Below are 16,940 nucleotides of genomic sequence, written 5' to 3'. Positions count from 1 at the left end.
GCGCGGTTCGTATCGACTTCTGGAACATACTGTTAGGGGAAAAACTCACGGTCGCGTAGTGCAACGCCCGGAGTATGGCTGTGGAGCGCGACCGGCACGGTATCGTCGACGGCGTCCGCTCGGACGCCACCCGCCTGCACGGACTCTGGATGGCGGCAGCCTTCCCGAAACTCCGGCGGACCCACGCGGTGATGGGACACTGGCGACCCCGCTCGACCGGCGGACGGACGCTCTTTCGCGCGTGGAGCCTGCTCGGGTCGGTCGCCCTGCTCGTCGGCTACCCCCTGCTCGTCCTCGGGTTCGGGACGCGGGCCGTGAGTCGACGGCTCGACGGGACCACGACCCGACTCGGCATCGGCGGTGCGGTGGTCCTCGCCGCCGTCGTCTGGGGGCTCCTGACGCTCCTCGCGCGCGTGCAGTTCCCCGCGAGCGGCTTCCTCGCCGTCGCCAGCGCGAGCGTCGTCGCCGTGGTGAGCGTCGCGCTGGCGGGCGTCTTCACTCGCGTCGGCGGACGAGCGACGACCGTCGCGCTCGCGTACCCGGCGGCGACGAACGCGTTGTTCCTCCCGCCGGTCGTCGCCGCGCTCTCCTCGCCGACGCTGGCGAGCGTCGTCCTTCCCGAGAGCACGACGCTCGCGCGCTGGCTCCTCGACACCGTCCTCGTCGTCGGCGACCTGAACGCCGTGCTCCGCGACGCGTTCGACCTGCGGGGTGCCGGCCACGTCGCCATGTGGTTCGCGCTCGCCGTCCCCGTCGGCTGGTTCCTCGGGTGCGTCGTCACGCTCGCCGACGCGGTCCGGCCCGCTCGCTGAGCGACGAGCAACGCTTATCTATCCGAACAAGGCTTAATCCGGCGGCGCTCCTACGAACTCACATGAAGTTCGACGCGAAATCGACTATCGGTATCTTCGTCCTCATCGTCGCTATCGGCGTGCTCGGCCTGCTCGGGATGGGCGTCATGGAGACCGGGACGGTCCTCATGATGGTGCTGCCGGCGCTGGTCGTCTTCGGCCTCCTGTTCATGTTCCTCGGCGTCAAACACGGCGAGTACCGCGCCATCCGCTGACGTCGCGCTCACGCGCCGCGAGCGCGCTCGATGGCTCGCATCAGTTCTTCCGGCCGCCGACTCCCGACCAGCAGCGTCTCCCCGCCGTACTCCAGGCGAACGCCCTCTCGCCCGTCCGTGGTGTACGCCCAGCCCTCCCGTCCCCTGCGGATACCCCACCCGCCGAAGTCGCGGAGCGGCCGGTAGGTGACGCGCGTGACGCTGTCGAGGGCCGCGAACGGGACGACCCGTTCGCGGCGGTGGAACGGGGCGAACCGGAGGTAGACGCCGTCGTCGCGGACCTCGGTGCGGAACCGAATCGACCAGACGAACGCGACGACGGCCGGACCGAGGAGTGCCGCCCACCATCCCTCCTCCCGACGGACGATACCGGCGAGCGAGACCGCCGCGACGACGACCAGTACGGCGAGGAGCCACGGCTGGCGGAACCGTTGTGTCTCCTCGAAGTAGCTGACCATGCACGCCGATACGTCTCGGCAGGTGATGAACGTGCGTTGCGGGCTACTGTCCTGTACCGCGAGTGAGCGAAGCGAACGAGCGGGCTGAGGAGCGAGCGACGGCGCGAAGCGTCGGAGTGAGCGACGAATGCTTTTGGTCGATCTTTTACCCTGTGGGGCGGCGAAGCCGCCCCATTCGTGGATAAAAGGTCGCTACATGTAACCGAGGTCACGCAGGCGCGCCATCAGGTCCTCCTTGTCCTGTGCGCGCCCCTCGCGTTCGGTGGTGCCTTCGAGGTCCTGGAGCCACGCCGGGGCGTCGGCCGACTTCGCGGAGCCCTTCTCGGTCCCGAGCGAGCGGAAGCCCTCGAAGTACTTCGGGGAGACGGGGATGTCCTCGGCGGTGAACCCCTCGGGCATGTCGTCGTAGTCCTGGGGGACGTGTCCCTCGGGCCAGCCCTCGACGGTGTCGGGGACGATGAACCTCCAGAAGGCGTCCCAGACCGCCCGTTCGTCGAACTGGAGGATGGAGTGGACGCGGTCGTGCGGCGGGTACTTCTCCGAGTCGTGGCGCGGGCTGAAGAACGTCTCGTCGGCACGGGCGTCCTGTTCGTCCCACCGGACGCCCGAGAAGATGCCGTCGAAGCCGTGTTCCTCGACGACGTGGTTGAGCGCGACGGTCTTGAGGAGGTGGTTGCCGCCGAGGCTGTCGGCCTCGAAGCGGAACGTCTCGCCGTCGTGGTCCGCGCGGGCGAGTTCCCGGCGGTTCTCCTCCGTGAGGACCTCGACCGGCACGTCCTCGCCGGGCGTGTGCTCGGAGAACGCGGGGTCGTCGTTGCGCGCGACGACGAGGTCCAGGTCCCACTCGTCTGCCCAGCGTTCGACGAACGCGACGACGTCGTCGAAGTGCTGGTAGTGGTCGATGAAGACGACCGGTGGGAGGTCGAACCCGTACTCCTCTGCGGCCTGCAGGACGACGTAGAGGACGAGCGTCGAGTCCTTCCCGCCGGTCCACATCACTGCAGGCCGGCGATACTGCTCCAGGGCCGTGCGGGTGACCTCGACGGCCTTGCCGAGTTTGTCCTCCAGCGTGGGGTAATCGGCCGCGGTCTGCTCGCGGCCGTCGTCGTAGTCGAGCGAGAGGTAGTCGGGGAAGGTGGTCATCGAGGACGATATCACCGTTCGCGGCTATCTACCTTGCGGCGGAGGTGTGAACACGCGGCACAAACCCTCGTCGCTCGCCGACCGTGGGGGGTTTATATCTCGACGAACGGAACAGTCCTGCGTGGAAGCCCCCGAGATTCACCCGCAGGCGAGAGCCGTCCTCGACCGACAGGAACGGCTCCGGTTGTACCCCCTCCGAAAGCACGGCGTCCGACGTCTCCGACTGCTGATGCGCGTGACCGACTGGTTTCAGAACCGGAACCCCCCGGCCGTCGGGGCGACAGAGGACCGGACGGTTCCCGGTCCCGCGGGGTCCCTCCCGGTGCGGATCTACCGCCCCGACGGGACGGGACCGTTTCCGACGGTCGTCTTCTTCCACGGCGGCGGGTTCGTCTTCGGTGGCCTCGAGAGCCACGACCTGCTCTGTCGACACCTCGTTCGCGAGAGCGGCTGCGTCGTCGTGGCGGTCGACTACCGCCTCGCGCCCGAGCACCCCTTCCCGGCGGCCGTCGAGGACGCCTACGCGGCGACCGAGTGGGCCGCCGCGCACCCCGGCGCCCTCGACTCGACCGGCCAGTTGGCGGTCGTCGGCGACAGCGCGGGCGGCGCGCTCGCGGCCGTCGTCTCGCTGATGGCCGCGGAGCGTGACGGCCCCGCCGTCGACTATCAGGTGCTCGTCTACCCCGGCGTCGGCCTCGACGAGGACCACCCGTCGGCGCAGGCGCACACGGGTATCGTCCTCCACGAGGAGGACCTCGAGTGGTTCCGCGAGTGCTACTACGGCAGCGACGTCCACCTGCGCAACCCCTACGCCGACCCCATCAACGCGGGGGACCTCGGCGGGGTGGCTCCCGCGACGGTCGTCACGGCGGGGTTCGACCCGTTACGTGACGGCGGGAAGGCGTACGCCGAGCGACTGGTCGCCGACGGCGTCGCGGTCCGCTACGAGAACTACGAGGACATGATTCACGGCTTCGCGACGAACCTCGGCGCCGACGGTATCGACCGCGCCCACGAGGCGGTCGCGCACATCGCGGACGACCTGCGCGACGCGTTCGACTCGCCGTAGTTGGCGGAGGTCGGCGCTATCGCTGACGGACGTTCCGTGTTTCGAGAAGGCCGTCCCTCCTTTCTGTCCCGTGAGCGAGCGTGCCGCGTGCGCACGCGAGCGAGCGGACCGACCTCACCCGTGAGAGCCGGCGGCTCTCACGGGTGAGGGAGGGTTTTCGTCCAGGTTTTACCAGCGAGCGAGTGCAACGAGCGAGCGCGGTAAAACGTGGGTCTACATGTAACCGAGGTCGCGCAGGCGCGCCATCAGGTCCTCCTTGTCCTGGGCGCGGCCCGCGCGCTCGGTCGTGCCTTCGAGGTCCTGCAGCCAGGCGGGTTCCTCGGCGCTCTTGTCCGTCGAGACCTCGCTGCCCAGCGAACGGAAGCCGGCGAAGTACTTCGGCGAGACCGGGATGTCCTCGTGGCTGAGGTCGTTCGGCAGGTCGTCGTAGCTCTCGGGGACGTACCCGGCGGGGTAGTCCTCGACCGACTCGGGGACGACGAAGTTCCAGAAGGCGTCCCAGACGGCGCGCTCCTCGAACTGGAGGATGGGCTGGATGCGGTCGTGGGGCGGGTAGATCTCGGGGTCGTGACGCGGGCTGAAGAACGTCTCTTCGGCGCGGGCGTCCTGCTCGTCCCAGCGGATGCCCGAGAAGATGCCGTCGACGTCGTACTCCTCGAGCGCGTTGTTCAGCGCGACGGTCTTGAGGAGGTGGTTCCCCACGTAGGTGTCGAGCAGGAACGGGAACGTCTCCTCGTCGTACTCGAGCATGTTCCGCACGTGGTGCTGGTTCTGGTCGTTGAGTTCGTCGACGGGGATGTCGTCGCCCGGGGTGAGGCCGTTCTCGTCGACGTACTCGCCGACGTCCTCGTTGCGCGCGAAGACGACCTCCAGGTCCCACTCGTCGGCCCAGTGCTCGACGAAGTCGATGAGTTCGTCGAAGTGCTGGAAGTGGTCGATGAAGATGGTCGGCGGCAGTTCGATGTCGTACTGCTCCGCGACCTCCTTCACGAAGTAGAGCGTGAGCGTCGAGTCCTTCCCACCGGTCCACATGATGGCGGGGTTCTCGTACTCCTCGAGGCCGACCTTCGTGACCTCGATGGCCTTCTCTATCTTGTCTTCCAGTTCGGGGTAGTCCTCGGGGGACTCGCCCTCGCCGTCCGCGTAGTCCACGTCGAGGTACTCCGGGAAGTCTGCCATGTGTGCTAATTAGATATTATTACCAGCCACTTACCGCTTGTGGCCTCGGAAGGGCTCGCTGGTGTGTACGAGGCGTGTGGCCGCGGCTCACGGTCGAAGCGTTAGGGGAGGACAGCGGACGCGTTAGCTGATGAACTTGTTGTCGCGCCAGTTGATACCGTTCCCGTTGGGGGCCTCGCGCGGGTCCTCGACGACCTTCAGCGTCGCGGCGCGCTCTTCCCCGTCGACGATGCGCGTCGCGCGCAGTTCGCCGTCGCGGGCGGTGATGGCGGTGAGCGTTCCCTTCTCGCACTCGGTGGCGAGGTCACAGAGGACCTCGAACATCGGGTACTGGAGGGCGGTGTTCTGCAGGACGGTCTCTCGGTCCCCCTTGAAGCAGGCGTACTCCACGAGCTCCGAGGGTCGTTCCATCTCCTCTTCCTGCTGCTGGCCGAAGGCGGCCCACTGTGGTGCTCCCGACGGGCCGCCGCCGAACGGACCGCTCTCCTCGTCTTCCTCCTCGTCGAGGTAGACACGGTTCTCGGTGACGCTCGCTTTCAACTGCGCCGTCGGGGTGTACTTGCTGATGTTGTTCTCGGCCGAGACGGCACTCACGATGAGCGTGTTGTTTCGGCGCGTTATCTCTACGTCCGCGATTTCGACGGGGAGGGTGGCATCCTCGAAGTAATCATAGACGTCTTCGAGTGGCAGTTCGAGGGTCGAGTGAAGAGTGTATACGTGGCTGGTCATGGGCTTAGCATGCGCTAACTGGGGCTGCTGCGTCCCCGCGACCGGAACTGGTCACCTCCCTCTAGGGACTTGTAGCTTATATTTTCTGCCCTTTTTGTCACTCGCTCACACGTGTGGCTATTTCCCGGACAGCGTCGCCTCGAGTTCCCCCCGTTCGTCGAGTTCCGCGAGGACGTCGCTCCCGCCGACGAACTCCCCCTCGACGTACGTCTGGGGGATGGTCTCCCAGCCGCTGTGCTCCTTCAGCGCGGCGCGGTAGGCGTCGAGCGCCTCCAGCACGTCCACGGTGGCGACGTCCTCACGGTGCTGGCGGATGAGGCCGACGGCCCGCCGCGAGTAGCCACACTGGGGCATCAGCGGCGTCCCCTTCATGAACAGGACGACGTCGTTCTCGGCGATGGCCGTGTCGACGCGCTCGCTCACTTCCGCCTCGCTCAGTTCGGGGTTGGGGTCGAACGTCATACACTCTCTAGTCGGGTCGCCGGGCAAACGTGTTTCGTCGAGCGGTCGTCTCGGTTCCCTTCCCGACCGGGCGGACGCAGCGCACACGCGACCGGACGATTATGTGCGTACCCTTCCAAGCGACGTCCATGTCAGACATCCCGGAGTACCAGGTGGCAGTCGTCGGCGGGGGCCCCGCCGGCCTCACCGCCGCGCTGTACGCGACCCGACTCGGTCACGACACCGTCGTCGTCAACCGCGGCGGCGGCCGCGCCGCGATGATGCTCGACACGCACAACGTCATCGGCGTCCCCGAGTCCGTCTCCGGCAACGAGTTCCTCCAGACGGCGACCGAGCAGGTCCGGTCCTACGGCGCCGACCTGCACCGCGACCTCGTCACCGACGTCGAGCGCACGGACGACGGCCGCTTCCTCGTCGTCGGCACCGACGTCGAACTCGTCGCCGACCACGTCGTCCTCGCCACGGGCTTCTCGGACGTGCGTCCGGACCCGCCGCTCCCCCGGACGGGCCGCGGCCTGCACTGGTGTCTCCACTGCGACGCCTACATGTTCGTCGACGAACCCGTCTTCGTGATGGGTACCGGCGAGAGCGCCGCCCAGGTCGCCATGATCATGCTCAACTTCACGCCCGAGGTGGACCTCCTCACCCGCGGGGCGGAACCGGAGTGGAGCGACGAGACCGACGAGCGCCTGCGCGCCCACCCCGTCGACGTCGTCGAGGAAGACGTCACGGGCATGGAGAAGGGCGAGGACGGCTGGCTCGAAGCCTTCGAGTTCGAGGACGGCACCCGCCGGGAGTACAAGGGCGGCTTCCCGATGTACGGCTCGGACTACAACAACGGCCTCGCCGAGTCGCTCGGCTGTGACCTGAACGACGACGGTACCGTCGCCGTCGACGACCACGGCCGCACCAGCGTCGACGGCGTCTTCGCCGTCGGCGACCTCACGCCCGGCCACAACCAGATTCCCGTCGCCATGGGCGAGGGGGCGAAAGCCGGCATCGCGCTCCACTACTCGCTGCGACAGTTCCCCCGCTCGCTCGACGAGATTCGCGACGCGGGCCCCGTCTCGGCCGAGGAGGTCCCCGGCGTCTCCGAGCGCCTGCGCGAACACGCCCGCAAGCACCACGAGGGCGCCGTCGACGCACCGACGGCGGCCGACGACTGAGTCGGCGTCGTCGAACGGCGTCGCCTCGACGGGTTCCCCTCAGTCGTCCGCGCTCGCGGCGTCCGCCGTCTCGTCCTCGATGCTCGGCGGGTACTTCCCGCGGTCGAGGCGGAGGTCGGAGGCGGGCCGGGCCATGCACGTCAGCGCGTAGCGTTCCGCCTCCTCCTCGGTGAGGCCGCGGGCCACCGCGACGGGCTGTTCGACCTCCCCCTCGAGTATCTCCGCCGAGCAGGCCAGACACATCCCGACGCGACAGGAGTACTCCTGGGCGATGCCCTCCTCGATACAGCGACTGAGGATGGTCTGCTTGTCCGAGACGGTGATGCTCTCGCCGGTCCCCACGAACTCGACGGTGTACTCGGTCATGGACGGCGATTGGACGATGCGGGACTAAACTCTTCTTGGTGGAACGTGTCCTCACTGCGACAACGGATAATTCGACAAAGGTTTTCACGCGGCGATTGGAGCAACAGGCATGAGCACACACGAGCGCGACGACGACGCGTCGGGTGCGTCCGGCGGTCGGACGCGGACGCACGACGTCGTCGTCGTCGGCGCGGGGACCGGGGGGTGCTACGCCGCGGCGACCGTCGCCAGGGCCGGGTACGACGTCGTCGTCCTCGAACGCAAGACCGCGGAGGAGGCCGGCCACATCGCCTGCGGCGACGCGCTCAAGGGGGCGGCGAACTTCCCCGACGTCATCCCGAAGTCGCAGATAGAGTCGGCGTTCACCAACACGGTGGTCGACCACGGGCGCTTCGAGATACCGGCCGAGAACGCCGTCCTCGACATCCCCGTCCCCGGCGAACTCGCCGTCATCGACCGCTACGAGTACGGGCGACGCATCATCGAGGGTGCCGAGCGTACCGGCGTCGAGTTCCACTACGACACGGTCGTGAAGGACGTCCACCAGCGCGGCGACGGCCGGGTGACCGGCGTCTCCGCCATCCGGAAGGGCGACCCCGTCACCTACGAGGGCGACGTCGTCGTCGACGGGGCGGGCGCGCTCTCGCTCCTCCAGGACAAGGCCGACTTCGGCCACGCGACGTTCGACACGAACGTCCGCTACTCGCAGTTCGCCTCGGCCTACCGCGAAATCGTCGAGGTCGACGAGCCCGTCGAGTGGCACGACGCCCTCGTGTTCAAGCCCACGAAACGCGCCGCCGGCTACCTCTGGTACTTCCCGCGGACGCCCACGGAGATCAACGTCGGCCTCGGCTTCCAGATGAACGAACAGCCGATGAAACTGGTCCAGGACCTCCGCGAGGACCTGCAGAACCGCCCGGAGTTCGAGAACGCGCGCGTCCTCGACAAACTCGGGGCGGCGCTGCCCACCCGTCGCACGTACGACTCGGCGGTCGCGCCGGGGTTCGTCGCCGTCGGTGACGCCGCCGCCCACGTCAACCCCACCACCGGCGGGGGCATCGCGGGGGCCGCCTACGCCGGGAAGTACGCCGGCGAGCAGGTCATCGAGGCGCTCGAGACCGGCGACCCGAGCGAGGAGACGCTCTGGCGGTACAACAGCCGCGTCATGGACCACTACGGCGGGCGCTACGCCGCCCTCGACGTCTACAACATCTTCTCGACGGCGTACGACCTCGACGACCTGATGGGCCTGCTCGCGGCGCTCCCGGGCGAGGAACTCTCCGAGGCGCTCTACTCCGGCACCGCCGGCGTCGGTCCCGGCCTCGCCGTCCGGACGCTCTGGAAGTCCCGCGGCCACTGGGACACCCTCGTCGACCTCTACCGGACGAAGCGCCTCGCCGACCGCCTCCTGCGCCACTACGAGCGCTACCCAGACAGCCCCGAGGGCTTCCCTCTCTGGCGGGTCAAGCGCGACCGCATCATGGACGACATCTACGCGACCATCGACGCCGAGGCGAAGTACTGAACCCCCACGTGTTGCTGCGGGAGCGGCCTCCGGCCGCTCCCTGGCAAAACCTGGACGAAAACCCTCCTCACCCCCTTCGGGGGTTCGTCGGTCCGCTCGCTCCCGCCGGTCGCTCGCGGTCCAGTTCGTAGCACGGAACGACTCCCGAGACGTGCAATCGACCGATGGCTTTCGGCGGGGCGGCCACGCCCGATTCGGTGCGCCGGTCGCATCCGCCTTCGTCGGACGCGTCCGACCTCGTTCCCCCTCCGTGCCGAGTGTCCGAAAGTCGCAACGACGATGTACCCCCTGTCCGTACGGTCGCGCAGTGACACTCTCTGAGCAGGCGAAAGAGAGGCTACGCGACGTCGTCGACCTCCAGCCGACGAAGAACGGCGAGCTACAGGACCGCTGGGAGATGGAGAGCGGCAGCGAGGTCCACCGATACCTCGAATCGGAACTGAAGGAGTACTACTTCCGCGACGAGAACAGCCTCATCCGCGCGACGGCGGAGGCCTCCGAACTGCTCGGCCTCGACCCGAGCGACGAGGCCATCCGCGTTCCCGACCTTCAGGTGCGCATCACCGAGGTCCTCGCCGGTCCCGACGACGACCCCGAGAGCGTCGTCTCCGTCCTCCACAAGGTCCGCGACGCGGGCGTCGAGGCGGCGGACGTCGACGACGTGCGCTCCGGCCTGCGGAGCCTCCAGGACAAGGGCGTCGTCGAGATGGTCCGACAGACCGTCCCGACCTTCCGGCTCGCGGTCCCCCGGTCGGAACTCGCCGTCGAATCCATCGACGACTCGTGACTAGTCGACGCGCCGCTCGCGCGCGCGCTGGCGGTCCAGCAGGCGTCTGAACCCCTTCCCCGGGCCGCCCGTTATCGGCCACCCGCGGGTCCGCCAGGCGGGCGGTTCGGGTTCGAACTCGGGACACCGCCCCGAACACTCCCGGGCGGTCTGACTGCGCCCCTTCGCCGCGCACCACGGGAGGACGTCCCCCCCGTCGCGGCGCAACTCGAAGTACCGACAGTCCGGACGCATGGTATCGACGTACGAGCGCCACCCGCGCTCGTAGGCGCGCTCGGCTATCTCGCGGCGCTTCGCGCGCTTCCACGCCGGGTCGACGTACTCGAAGCGGGCGGCCGAGCGGTCGCCCGGCCCCCCGGACGGCCGGTCGAGGATGCGCGTCCCCGGTTCCGAGACGGCGAGGGTACGGGGGTGCCACGCTACCGAGACGCCCTCCTCACCGACGGTGAGGATACCCGCCTCGACCGGGAGGCGTTCGAGCAGCGCCGGTTCCACCCCTTCGCCGGTCGCGCGCGTCGCCACCCACACCTCGTCGGCCAGGCCGAGCGCCACGTCCCGCTCCAGCTGGTCGGCGAGCGCCCGCGCGGCGCTGGCGTCCAGGTCGGGTTTGTTCTCGATGGCGACGATGCGCTCGCACCAGTCGGGGTAGAACCACCTGCGGCGACACTCGATGCGCCCGCCGCGCCGGCGCGTCTCGACGATACCCCGACTGTCGGCCTCGTGGACCGCCTCGCGGACGTAGCGCCAGGGGTAACCGGGGTCGGGGAGCGCCTCGCGGTAGTACGCCCACTCGCGGGGCGCGTGACGGACGACGTGCAGGAGGTCGCTGCTCAGGCGCTCGGGACCGAAGACGCCTCTGGCGGCGAGGGCGTCGCGGTCGCACTCAAGGACGAGCGTGTCCCAGCGACGCCCCCGGGTGCCGAGTTGCCGGGCGACGAGGCTGGTGGTGCCCGCTCCGGGGTCGTCCCCGGGGGGCCAGTTGCGCTCGGCCCACTGGCAGACCCGGAGTTCGAACGTGAACTCCCGAGCCGACACGGTCAGCCGTCGAGGCCGCCGTTGTCGAGGAACTCGTGGGCCTCCTTCAGGATGTCACGGGGGCCGTCCTGCGTGATGGTGTTGACCGCCTGTTCGTAGTCGCGCCACTGCAGGTCGCGGTGTTCCGTCGAGAGCTCGGCGCTCGCCTCGAAGGACTTCGCGATGAACAGGTGGACCGTCTTGTGGATGGTGTTCCCGTTCGCCTCGAAGATGTAGTCGTAGTCCTCTCTGAAGCCGTCGATGAGTCGGATGTCCTCGATACCGGCCTCCTCTGCTATCTCCCGGATGGCCGTCTGCTGAAGCTCCTCTTTCCCCTCCACGCCGCCCTTGGGGAACTCCCAGTCCCCCGTGCGGCTCTTGAGGAGGAGGTACTCGCGACGGCCACGCGTATCGCGGAACAGGATCGCTCCTGAACTCGTGGCCTCTATCATGGCGCTCACTACTGTGTCGTCGCTTAAGAGAATATCGCCATCCGGATGGGTGCGTTTTTGCCGCTCGCGTGCCACCGAGCGGGTATGACGTTCGTCACCACCCTCACCCTCACCAGCGGGAACCGTCACGTCCTCGAGGACGTCGTCGGCGACATCAAGACCACCGCCGAGCGAAAGGGCGCCGAGTTGAAGGGGCCACACCCCGCACCGCCGGCGGACTATCGCGTCCCGCTGTCGAAACGCCTCGACGACGGCGACTCCTTCGACCCCTGGGAGTACACCGTCTACAAGCGGACCGTCCGCATCGTCGGCCACGACGGCTTCGCCCGCCAGGCCTCCCAGCGCGAGTTCCCCGACGACGTCCACGTCGAAGTCGAGGTCGAACAGGTCACCAACGCCGGGCGCTGAAGAAGACGTGAGCGAGCGCGCTCGTCCGGTCAGAACGCGCTCTCGCCGACCGTCTCGAGATACTCCGCCCGCCCGGTCGAGTCCCCGGCGTCGAACTCGGTGACCCGGACGAGGACGCGTTTGTCGAGCGCCCCGTTCGGCGCGTCCGGCACGCGGATGACGGTGTCGCCGATGCGGGCGACGGCCGTCCCGTCCCGGTAGCCGGTGACGAACACCGACAGCTCCTGTCCCTCCTCGAACGCCGGCGTCGACGTCCGGAAGAGCCCCCGGAGGTACGAACCGACGCTCATACGCGGGCCACCTCCCCGCTCTCGCGGTCGGTGACGTACTCGCGGCCGTAGCCGGTGAGGGCCGCGAAGAGGAACACGCCGACGAGCAGCCAGCCGTGGAAGACGAACGGCCACACCTCGACGGGGTTGACGACCATCGCCTGCGTGAACCAGTCGTACTCGCCGGGCAGTTGCGTGATGGTGACGTAGCCGACGAGGACGCCCCCGGCCCACGGGAAGATGTAGCCGAGCGCCGAGGTGTTGGCGTCGAGGATGTTCGCCCGCCGGTAGCCGTTGATGTTGAACCGCTCGCCGAGGCGCGCGATGTACGGCGCGATGGCGATCTCGGCGGCGGTGTTGATGGTGATCATCGCGTTGACCATCGCCGTCCCGAGGACCATCGTCAGTTCGGTCCGCCGGACGGAGGTGGCCACGCGGTTGAGCAGCCAGTCCTGGATGGCCTCGAAGCCGCCCCCGCGAATCATTATCTGCGCCCCCGAGACGATGAGCAGCGTGAGCACGATGAGCGGGAAGAAGCCGAACGCACCGTCGTAGAGGCTGCCGCCGACGGTGTTGACCGTGTCGGCGTCGGCCGCCATCACCTCGACGAACGGGAGCCACGCCAGTTCCTGGGCGAGCGCGCCGTTCTCGCTGGCGTTGAACACCAGTACCGAGTCGATGGGTGCCAGCCCCAGCAGGAGGTTGACGACGACGGCCGTGACGATACCCCACGAGATGGCCTCGACGATGTGCCGGCCGGCGATGGCCGTCACGAGCACGACGGCGATGGACAGCAGGTGGACGAGGCCGAGCGGGTTGCTGTTCTCCGCCAGCAACTGTGCGCTGTCCCCGCCGACGTCGATACCGGGCATGACGCTCCCGGCGACGAGGTAGGCGGCGAACGCCATGATGGCGGCCGCGATGGCGTACTTGAACCGCGATGCGACGACCCCGCCGATGTCGGAGTCCTGCGTCACCGCGCTGACGATGGTGGTGTCGCTGACGGGTGCGAGGTTGTCGCCGAACACCGCCCCCGAGAGGATGGCACCGAACAGGAGGACGGGGTTCGCGCCGAGGAGGAGGCCCGCCGGGAAGAACAGCCCCGAGAAGGCCACCGTCGTCCCGTACCCCGTCCCGATGCCGGTGGCGAGCAGCGCCGCCAACACGAACGTGACGGCGGGGAACAGCGCCGCACCGATACTCGCTGCGTCGGCGGCCCAGACGAGGCCGTCGACGAACCCGCCGTCCTGGAGTACCTGCGCGAACATGCCCGCCCACAGCCACGCGACGATGGCCGTCGCCGCGACCCGGCGGGTCATCCCCTCGAAGATGGTGTTCGCGTAGTCTCGCCACGACCCCCGGACGAAGAACATCCCGAGGATGAGGCCGATGAGCATCCCGACGACGAGACCGGTCGTGTCACCGATACCCAGCAGGCCGCTCTGGAAGACGGCCCAGACGATGAAGAACGCGATGGGGAGCGCGCTCATCAGGGGGCCGCCGTAGAACTGGATTCGGGGTCCCTCCCGGGCCTCGCTCCCCTCGCGCAGTTCGTCGCCGATGTCTGCCGATTCCGGGTCTGTTGCCATTCTATCTCACGGTCCATATGGTATCGCCGGTGTACATAAAGGCTGTACACCGTGTTCGCGCCCCGCAGGGGCACGCACTTAACCCCTCCCGACCCACGGGCGAGTATGTCTGTCACACGCGACCGACTCGTCTCGCTGCGCCGCGACCTCCATCGTCACCCCGAACCCGCCTGGCGCGAGTTCTGGACTACCTCGCGCATCGTCGACGAACTCGAGGCCATCGGCGTCGACGACCTCCTCGTCGGCCGGGAGGTCCTCGCCGAGGGCGAGCGCATGGGCGTCCCCGACGACACCGATATCGAGGCGTGGTTCGAGCGGGCCCGCGCCGCCGGCGCCCGCGAGGACGTCCTCGCGAAGACCGAGGGGGGCTACACCGGCGCGCTCGCCGTCCTCGAACGGGGCGAGGGCCCGACGATCGGCCTCCGGGTCGACATCGACGCCCTCCCCCGCGAGGAGTCCCGGAGCGAGGACCACTACCCGACGAACGCGGGCTTCCGCGCCGAGACCGGCGCCATGCACGCCTGCGGCCACGACGCCCACATCACCTACGGACTCGGCGTCATCGAGCGCGTGAAGGAGAGCGACTTCTCGGGGACGCTGAAGGTCGTCTTCCAGCCCGCCGAGGAGGTCATCGGCGGCGGGAAGGCCGTTGCCGAGTCCGGCCACCTCGACGACTGCGACTACTTCCTCTCGGTCCACGTCGGCCTCGACCACCCGACCGGCGAGGTGGTCGCGGGTATCGACGGCTTCCTCGCCGTCCAGCACTTCGACGCCGAGTTCACCGGGGAACCCGCCCACGCCGGCGCGAACCCCGGCGACGGGCGCAACGCGGTGCAGGCGCTCGCGACGGCCGTCCAGAACCTCTACGCCATCCCGCGACACCAGGACGGCGTCACCCGCGTCAACGCGGGCATCGTCGAGGGGGGAAGTGCGACGAACATCGTCCCCGAGTCCGCCCGCGTCGCGGGCGAGGTCCGCGGCGAGACGACCGAACTGAAGGACTACATGGTCGAGCGCGCCGTCGCCACGCTCGAGTCGGCCGCCGCCATGCACGACTGCGAGGTGACCGTCGACGTCGAGGGGGAGGCACCGAGCGCCGTCAGCGACGACGAACTCGTCGACGTGGTCGAGGCACTCGCCCACGACGTGTCGGGCGTCGACTCCGTCCTCCGGACCGACGACCTCGGGGGGAGCGAGGACGCCACCTACCTCATGCGGCGCGTCCAGGACCGCGGTGGGAAGGCCGCGTACGTCGGCATCGGCACCGACCACCCCGGCGGCCACCACACCGCGACGTTCGACGTGGACGAGGACTCCCTCACCATCGGGGTCGACGTCCTGACCGGTGCCGTCCTCGAACTGGCCGCCTCGCACCCGTAGGTGTGGGTCGCGGTGTCGTGTGGTCTGGTGTGGTCCGTGTGACGTGGCGTGGTCCGGTACTCCCGGTCCCGTCGCTCTCGGGTCGGTTCGAGGTACCGAAGACGTCGTCGCCACTGGTCGTGCGTACGAACGAACGTAGAGGGGTGTAAGACCCCGCGAGAACGGTTAGGTCAGAGCAGGCCGGACTTCTGGAGTTTCATGAGGTCCTCGGTGTCGAGGGTCTCGCCTTCCTTGAACTTCTGGTAGATCTCCTCGGCCTCGGCCTTGGCCTCCTCGCGCTTGGCGGCGCGCTCGTCCTTGCGCTCGCGCTCCTCCTCCTTGTCGAGTTCGCGTAGGCGCTTCTGGACGCGGACGAAGTCCTCGTGGTGACGGTCGGCGGCCTCCTGGGCCTCGACGAACCGCTCGTGGGCGGCGTCGGCGTCGTCGCGGATGTCGTCGGCCTCGCGGTAGGCCTCGATCATCTGGTTGTGGTGCTCCTGGGCCTGGTCGGCCAGTTCCGTCACCTTCTGGTGGTGCTTCGACGCCTCGGCGCGGACCTCCTGGGCCTCCTGCTTCAGGTCGTCGAGGTCGCCGTTGTCGTCGAGTTTCTCCTTTCGGTCCTGGTACTGGTCGCGCTTGCGCTCGATCTTCTCGATGAGCTCGCGCTCGTCTTCCGTGCTCAGGACCTCCGTCTGCTGGCGGAACTCGAGCTGTTCGATCTCCTCTTTGAGCTCCTCGAGGCTCTTGCCGTCGTCGAGGTCGAGGTCGGACTTGGTGTCGTCGACCTGCGAGAACAGCTCGTTGGCCTTCGCGTTGAGCTCGTTTCGCTTCTGTTTGTGTTCCTGGACCTGCTCGTTGAGTTCGTCGCGCTGCTCGCGGTGCTCCTGTGCCTCGTCGACCTTCTCGCGGGTCTTGGCGTTGAGTTCGTCGCGCTTCGAGGCACGCTCCGAGGCCATCTGGTTGAGCTCGTTGCGTCGGTCTCGCAGTTGACCGGCGCGCTTGATGAGCTGGCCTTTGGAGTTGGATTCGAGGTCCTCGTCGGTGAGTTCTACGTTCTTGGATTCGTCGATAGTCTCTGCCATGGTTAGTTCGCTACTGTCCATTACCGGCTCCGACGGAACAGGCTCTCACGGGGTCAGCAACCGGTCGATAATCAGGGTCTCCTATCATTCTGGTCGCCGTTCGGTACACCCGTAACGCCGGAGGCGTTCTGGTATCTGTTGTTACCAGTAGGCGATACTTAAGCCTTGCCCAATTCACGAACCCCGAAACGTCCGCGAGCGGCCCAGACACCCCTCGTTACGGCTTCACACGCCACCGTAGGGCATATAAATTACTTCACTATCGACGGCGCGATAACCGACGATGGGCGCGGAACGACCCCCTCAAGTGCCCCCCGACTCGACCGACGGGCATGAGCGAGTCCGAGGCGTCCGAGGAGGTCGTCCGCGCACGCGGGCACGAACACGTTTCTGCCGAGCACGCCAGCACATTCGAGGTGACCAGCGACGACTGGCTGACGCCCGCCGGCGACTGCATCGTCGGCGTCGAGGCCGACCGCGTCCCTGCCGACTTCGACGAGGCGTTCGTCGAGGCGTGCCGCGATTCGGCGGCGACCCTCTCGGTCACGCTCGAAGCCGACGGCCACGAGCAGACCGTCCGCGGCAGGGGCCACCCCGACCTCACCTTCGACGGTGACCGGAGCATGGTCGTCCGGACGAGCGACCACGTCGACGACCGGACGGTGGTGGTCGGCGCCGAGGGCGCCGCTGCCGACCTGGACCGGGACCTCGTGAGCGCGCTGGCGGCGGGGGCGGACCTGACGGTGACGCTCCGGGTGGCGTGAGCGTCCGACCTCGTCCCCGACCGTCGGACCTTTCCTCCGACCGGACCTACCGC

General features: G+C 68.3%; 20 protein-coding genes. 9 read left to right on the top strand and 11 right to left on the bottom strand.

Annotation, left to right across the window (positions count from 1 at the left end; translation table 11 throughout):
* Window positions 1-74 precede the first annotated feature (74 nt).
* Window positions 75-812: a hypothetical protein gene (locus P1Y20_RS08005; RefSeq protein ID WP_304448136.1), complete on the top strand. Its 738-nt coding sequence runs from the start codon at window positions 75-77 to the stop codon at window positions 810-812.
* A gap of 62 nt (window positions 813-874) precedes the next feature.
* Window positions 875-1,066: a DUF7333 family protein gene (locus P1Y20_RS08000; protein ID WP_304448135.1), complete on the top strand. Its 192-nt coding sequence runs from the start codon at window positions 875-877 to the stop codon at window positions 1,064-1,066.
* 8 nt (window positions 1,067-1,074) lie between these two features.
* Here P1Y20_RS08000 and P1Y20_RS07995 read toward each other — a convergent pair whose 3' ends face one another.
* Window positions 1,075-1,524 (bottom strand): hypothetical protein, encoded by a 450-nt coding sequence (locus tag P1Y20_RS07995; protein ID WP_304448134.1) that lies wholly within the window; start codon window positions 1,522-1,524, stop codon window positions 1,075-1,077.
* A 192-nt stretch (window positions 1,525-1,716) separates the two neighbouring features.
* Entirely contained in the window at window positions 1,717-2,667 is a 951-nt protein-coding gene (locus tag P1Y20_RS07990) for a phosphoadenosine phosphosulfate reductase family protein (RefSeq protein WP_304448133.1), read from the bottom strand.
* Window positions 2,668-2,788: 121 nt separating this feature from the next.
* On the opposite strand from P1Y20_RS07990, the gene lipP1 reads away from it, so the two are divergent.
* Window positions 2,789-3,736, top strand: a complete 948-nt coding sequence (gene lipP1, locus P1Y20_RS07985) for a LipP1 family hormone-sensitive lipase (protein ID WP_304448132.1) — start codon at window positions 2,789-2,791, stop codon at window positions 3,734-3,736.
* A gap of 213 nt (window positions 3,737-3,949) precedes the next feature.
* Here lipP1 and P1Y20_RS07980 read toward each other — a convergent pair whose 3' ends face one another.
* The 3 genes from P1Y20_RS07980 to P1Y20_RS07970 all read right to left on the bottom strand — a co-directional run bounded on the left by P1Y20_RS07980 (window position 3,950) and on the right by P1Y20_RS07970 (window position 6,106).
* A complete protein-coding gene (locus P1Y20_RS07980; protein WP_304448131.1) occupies window positions 3,950-4,915 on the bottom strand; it encodes a phosphoadenosine phosphosulfate reductase family protein in 966 nt (321 codons plus the stop codon).
* Window positions 4,916-5,038: 123 nt separating this feature from the next.
* Window positions 5,039-5,644 carry a DUF7110 family protein gene (locus P1Y20_RS07975; RefSeq protein WP_304448130.1) on the bottom strand — a complete coding sequence of 202 codons (606 nt, stop codon included), beginning with the start codon at window positions 5,642-5,644 and terminating at the stop codon, window positions 5,039-5,041.
* A 117-nt stretch (window positions 5,645-5,761) separates the two neighbouring features.
* Entirely contained in the window at window positions 5,762-6,106 is a 345-nt protein-coding gene (locus P1Y20_RS07970) for a glutaredoxin family protein (protein WP_304448129.1), read from the bottom strand.
* 128 nt (window positions 6,107-6,234) lie between these two features.
* On the opposite strand from P1Y20_RS07970, the gene P1Y20_RS07965 reads away from it, so the two are divergent.
* Complete coding sequence (locus P1Y20_RS07965; RefSeq protein WP_304448128.1) at window positions 6,235-7,272, top strand: NAD(P)/FAD-dependent oxidoreductase; 1,038 nt, start codon at window positions 6,235-6,237, stop codon at window positions 7,270-7,272.
* 39 nt (window positions 7,273-7,311) lie between these two features.
* Here the strand turns inward: P1Y20_RS07965 and P1Y20_RS07960 are convergent, their stop codons facing one another.
* Window positions 7,312-7,638, bottom strand: coding sequence for a 2Fe-2S iron-sulfur cluster-binding protein (locus P1Y20_RS07960; RefSeq protein WP_304448127.1), 327 nt, complete (start codon window positions 7,636-7,638; stop codon window positions 7,312-7,314).
* 109 nt (window positions 7,639-7,747) lie between these two features.
* On the opposite strand from P1Y20_RS07960, the gene P1Y20_RS07955 reads away from it, so the two are divergent.
* Both P1Y20_RS07955 and P1Y20_RS07950 read left to right on the top strand, forming a co-directional pair.
* Window positions 7,748-9,163 (top strand): geranylgeranyl reductase family protein, encoded by a 1,416-nt coding sequence (locus P1Y20_RS07955; protein WP_304448126.1) that lies wholly within the window; start codon window positions 7,748-7,750, stop codon window positions 9,161-9,163.
* A gap of 307 nt (window positions 9,164-9,470) precedes the next feature.
* Window positions 9,471-9,950, top strand: coding sequence for a DUF5797 family protein (locus P1Y20_RS07950; protein ID WP_304448125.1), 480 nt, complete (start codon window positions 9,471-9,473; stop codon window positions 9,948-9,950).
* Here P1Y20_RS07950 and P1Y20_RS07945 read toward each other — a convergent pair whose 3' ends face one another.
* Entirely contained in the window at window positions 9,951-10,991 is a 1,041-nt protein-coding gene (locus P1Y20_RS07945; protein ID WP_368662164.1) for a DUF5787 family protein, read from the bottom strand.
* A complete protein-coding gene (locus tag P1Y20_RS07940; RefSeq protein ID WP_304448123.1) occupies window positions 10,988-11,416 on the bottom strand; it encodes a bis(5'-nucleosyl)-tetraphosphatase in 429 nt (142 codons plus the stop codon). Before P1Y20_RS07940 ends, P1Y20_RS07945 begins: the two co-directional genes overlap by 4 nt.
* Before the next feature lie 84 nt (window positions 11,417-11,500).
* Between P1Y20_RS07940 and P1Y20_RS07935 the strand changes: the two genes are divergently transcribed.
* Entirely contained in the window at window positions 11,501-11,824 is a 324-nt protein-coding gene (locus P1Y20_RS07935) for an uS10/mL48 family ribosomal protein (RefSeq protein WP_304448122.1), read from the top strand.
* A 29-nt stretch (window positions 11,825-11,853) separates the two neighbouring features.
* Here P1Y20_RS07935 and P1Y20_RS07930 read toward each other — a convergent pair whose 3' ends face one another.
* Window positions 11,854-12,114 (bottom strand): DUF7513 family protein, encoded by a 261-nt coding sequence (locus tag P1Y20_RS07930; protein ID WP_304448121.1) that lies wholly within the window; start codon window positions 12,112-12,114, stop codon window positions 11,854-11,856.
* A complete protein-coding gene (locus P1Y20_RS07925; protein ID WP_304448120.1) occupies window positions 12,111-13,682 on the bottom strand; it encodes a Na+/H+ antiporter NhaC family protein in 1,572 nt (523 codons plus the stop codon). The genes P1Y20_RS07930 and P1Y20_RS07925 overlap by 4 nt, the downstream gene beginning before the upstream one ends.
* Window positions 13,683-13,787: 105 nt before the next feature.
* On the opposite strand from P1Y20_RS07925, the gene P1Y20_RS07920 reads away from it, so the two are divergent.
* The gene (locus P1Y20_RS07920) at window positions 13,788-15,062 is read left to right on the top strand and encodes an amidohydrolase (protein WP_304448119.1); all 1,275 of its coding nucleotides are present in this window, start codon (window positions 13,788-13,790) and stop codon (window positions 15,060-15,062) included.
* Window positions 15,063-15,232: 170 nt separating this feature from the next.
* On the opposite strand, the gene P1Y20_RS07915 is transcribed toward P1Y20_RS07920, so the two are convergent.
* On the bottom strand, window positions 15,233-16,123 hold the full coding sequence (locus P1Y20_RS07915; protein WP_304448118.1) for a coiled-coil protein: 891 nt from the start codon (window positions 16,121-16,123) through the stop codon (window positions 15,233-15,235).
* 332 nt (window positions 16,124-16,455) lie between these two features.
* Between P1Y20_RS07915 and P1Y20_RS07910 the strand changes: the two genes are divergently transcribed.
* The gene (locus tag P1Y20_RS07910) at window positions 16,456-16,887 is read left to right on the top strand and encodes a DUF371 domain-containing protein (RefSeq protein ID WP_304448117.1); all 432 of its coding nucleotides are present in this window, start codon (window positions 16,456-16,458) and stop codon (window positions 16,885-16,887) included.
* Window positions 16,888-16,940 lie beyond the last annotated feature (53 nt).

This window comes from Halomarina ordinaria, assembly GCF_030553305.1.
Taxonomy (GTDB): domain Archaea; phylum Halobacteriota; class Halobacteria; order Halobacteriales; family Haloarculaceae; genus Halomarina; species Halomarina ordinaria.
The sequence above is the reverse complement of the archived record's forward strand: the minus strand, read 5'-3'. Positions and strand labels throughout refer to the sequence as shown.

Excerpts from the sequence above, each read along its gene's own strand:
- P1Y20_RS07995 (WP_304448134.1), bottom strand. The coding sequence starts at position 1,524 with ATGGTCAGCTACTTCGAGGAGACACAACGGTTCCGCCAGCCGTGGCTC.
- P1Y20_RS07990 (WP_304448133.1), bottom strand. The coding sequence starts at position 2,667 with ATGACCACCTTCCCCGACTACCTCTCGCTCGACTACGACGACGGCCGC.
- P1Y20_RS07915 (WP_304448118.1), bottom strand. The coding sequence starts at position 16,123 with ATGGCAGAGACTATCGACGAATCCAAGAACGTAGAACTCACCGACGAG.
- P1Y20_RS07955 (WP_304448126.1), top strand. The coding sequence starts at position 7,748 with ATGAGCACACACGAGCGCGACGACGACGCGTCGGGTGCGTCCGGCGGT.
- P1Y20_RS07940 (WP_304448123.1), bottom strand. The coding sequence starts at position 11,416 with ATGATAGAGGCCACGAGTTCAGGAGCGATCCTGTTCCGCGATACGCGT.
- P1Y20_RS07910 (WP_304448117.1), top strand. The coding sequence starts at position 16,456 with ATGAGCGAGTCCGAGGCGTCCGAGGAGGTCGTCCGCGCACGCGGGCAC.
- P1Y20_RS07935 (WP_304448122.1), top strand. The coding sequence starts at position 11,501 with ATGACGTTCGTCACCACCCTCACCCTCACCAGCGGGAACCGTCACGTC.
- P1Y20_RS07965 (WP_304448128.1), top strand. The coding sequence starts at position 6,235 with ATGTCAGACATCCCGGAGTACCAGGTGGCAGTCGTCGGCGGGGGCCCC.
- P1Y20_RS08000 (WP_304448135.1), top strand. The coding sequence starts at position 875 with ATGAAGTTCGACGCGAAATCGACTATCGGTATCTTCGTCCTCATCGTC.
- P1Y20_RS07960 (WP_304448127.1), bottom strand. The coding sequence starts at position 7,638 with ATGACCGAGTACACCGTCGAGTTCGTGGGGACCGGCGAGAGCATCACC.
- P1Y20_RS07980 (WP_304448131.1), bottom strand. The coding sequence starts at position 4,915 with ATGGCAGACTTCCCGGAGTACCTCGACGTGGACTACGCGGACGGCGAG.
- P1Y20_RS07975 (WP_304448130.1), bottom strand. The coding sequence starts at position 5,644 with ATGACCAGCCACGTATACACTCTTCACTCGACCCTCGAACTGCCACTC.
- P1Y20_RS07970 (WP_304448129.1), bottom strand. The coding sequence starts at position 6,106 with ATGACGTTCGACCCCAACCCCGAACTGAGCGAGGCGGAAGTGAGCGAG.
- P1Y20_RS07925 (WP_304448120.1), bottom strand. The coding sequence starts at position 13,682 with ATGGCAACAGACCCGGAATCGGCAGACATCGGCGACGAACTGCGCGAG.
- P1Y20_RS07920 (WP_304448119.1), top strand. The coding sequence starts at position 13,788 with ATGTCTGTCACACGCGACCGACTCGTCTCGCTGCGCCGCGACCTCCAT.
- P1Y20_RS08005 (WP_304448136.1), top strand. The coding sequence starts at position 75 with ATGGCTGTGGAGCGCGACCGGCACGGTATCGTCGACGGCGTCCGCTCG.
- P1Y20_RS07930 (WP_304448121.1), bottom strand. The coding sequence starts at position 12,114 with ATGAGCGTCGGTTCGTACCTCCGGGGGCTCTTCCGGACGTCGACGCCG.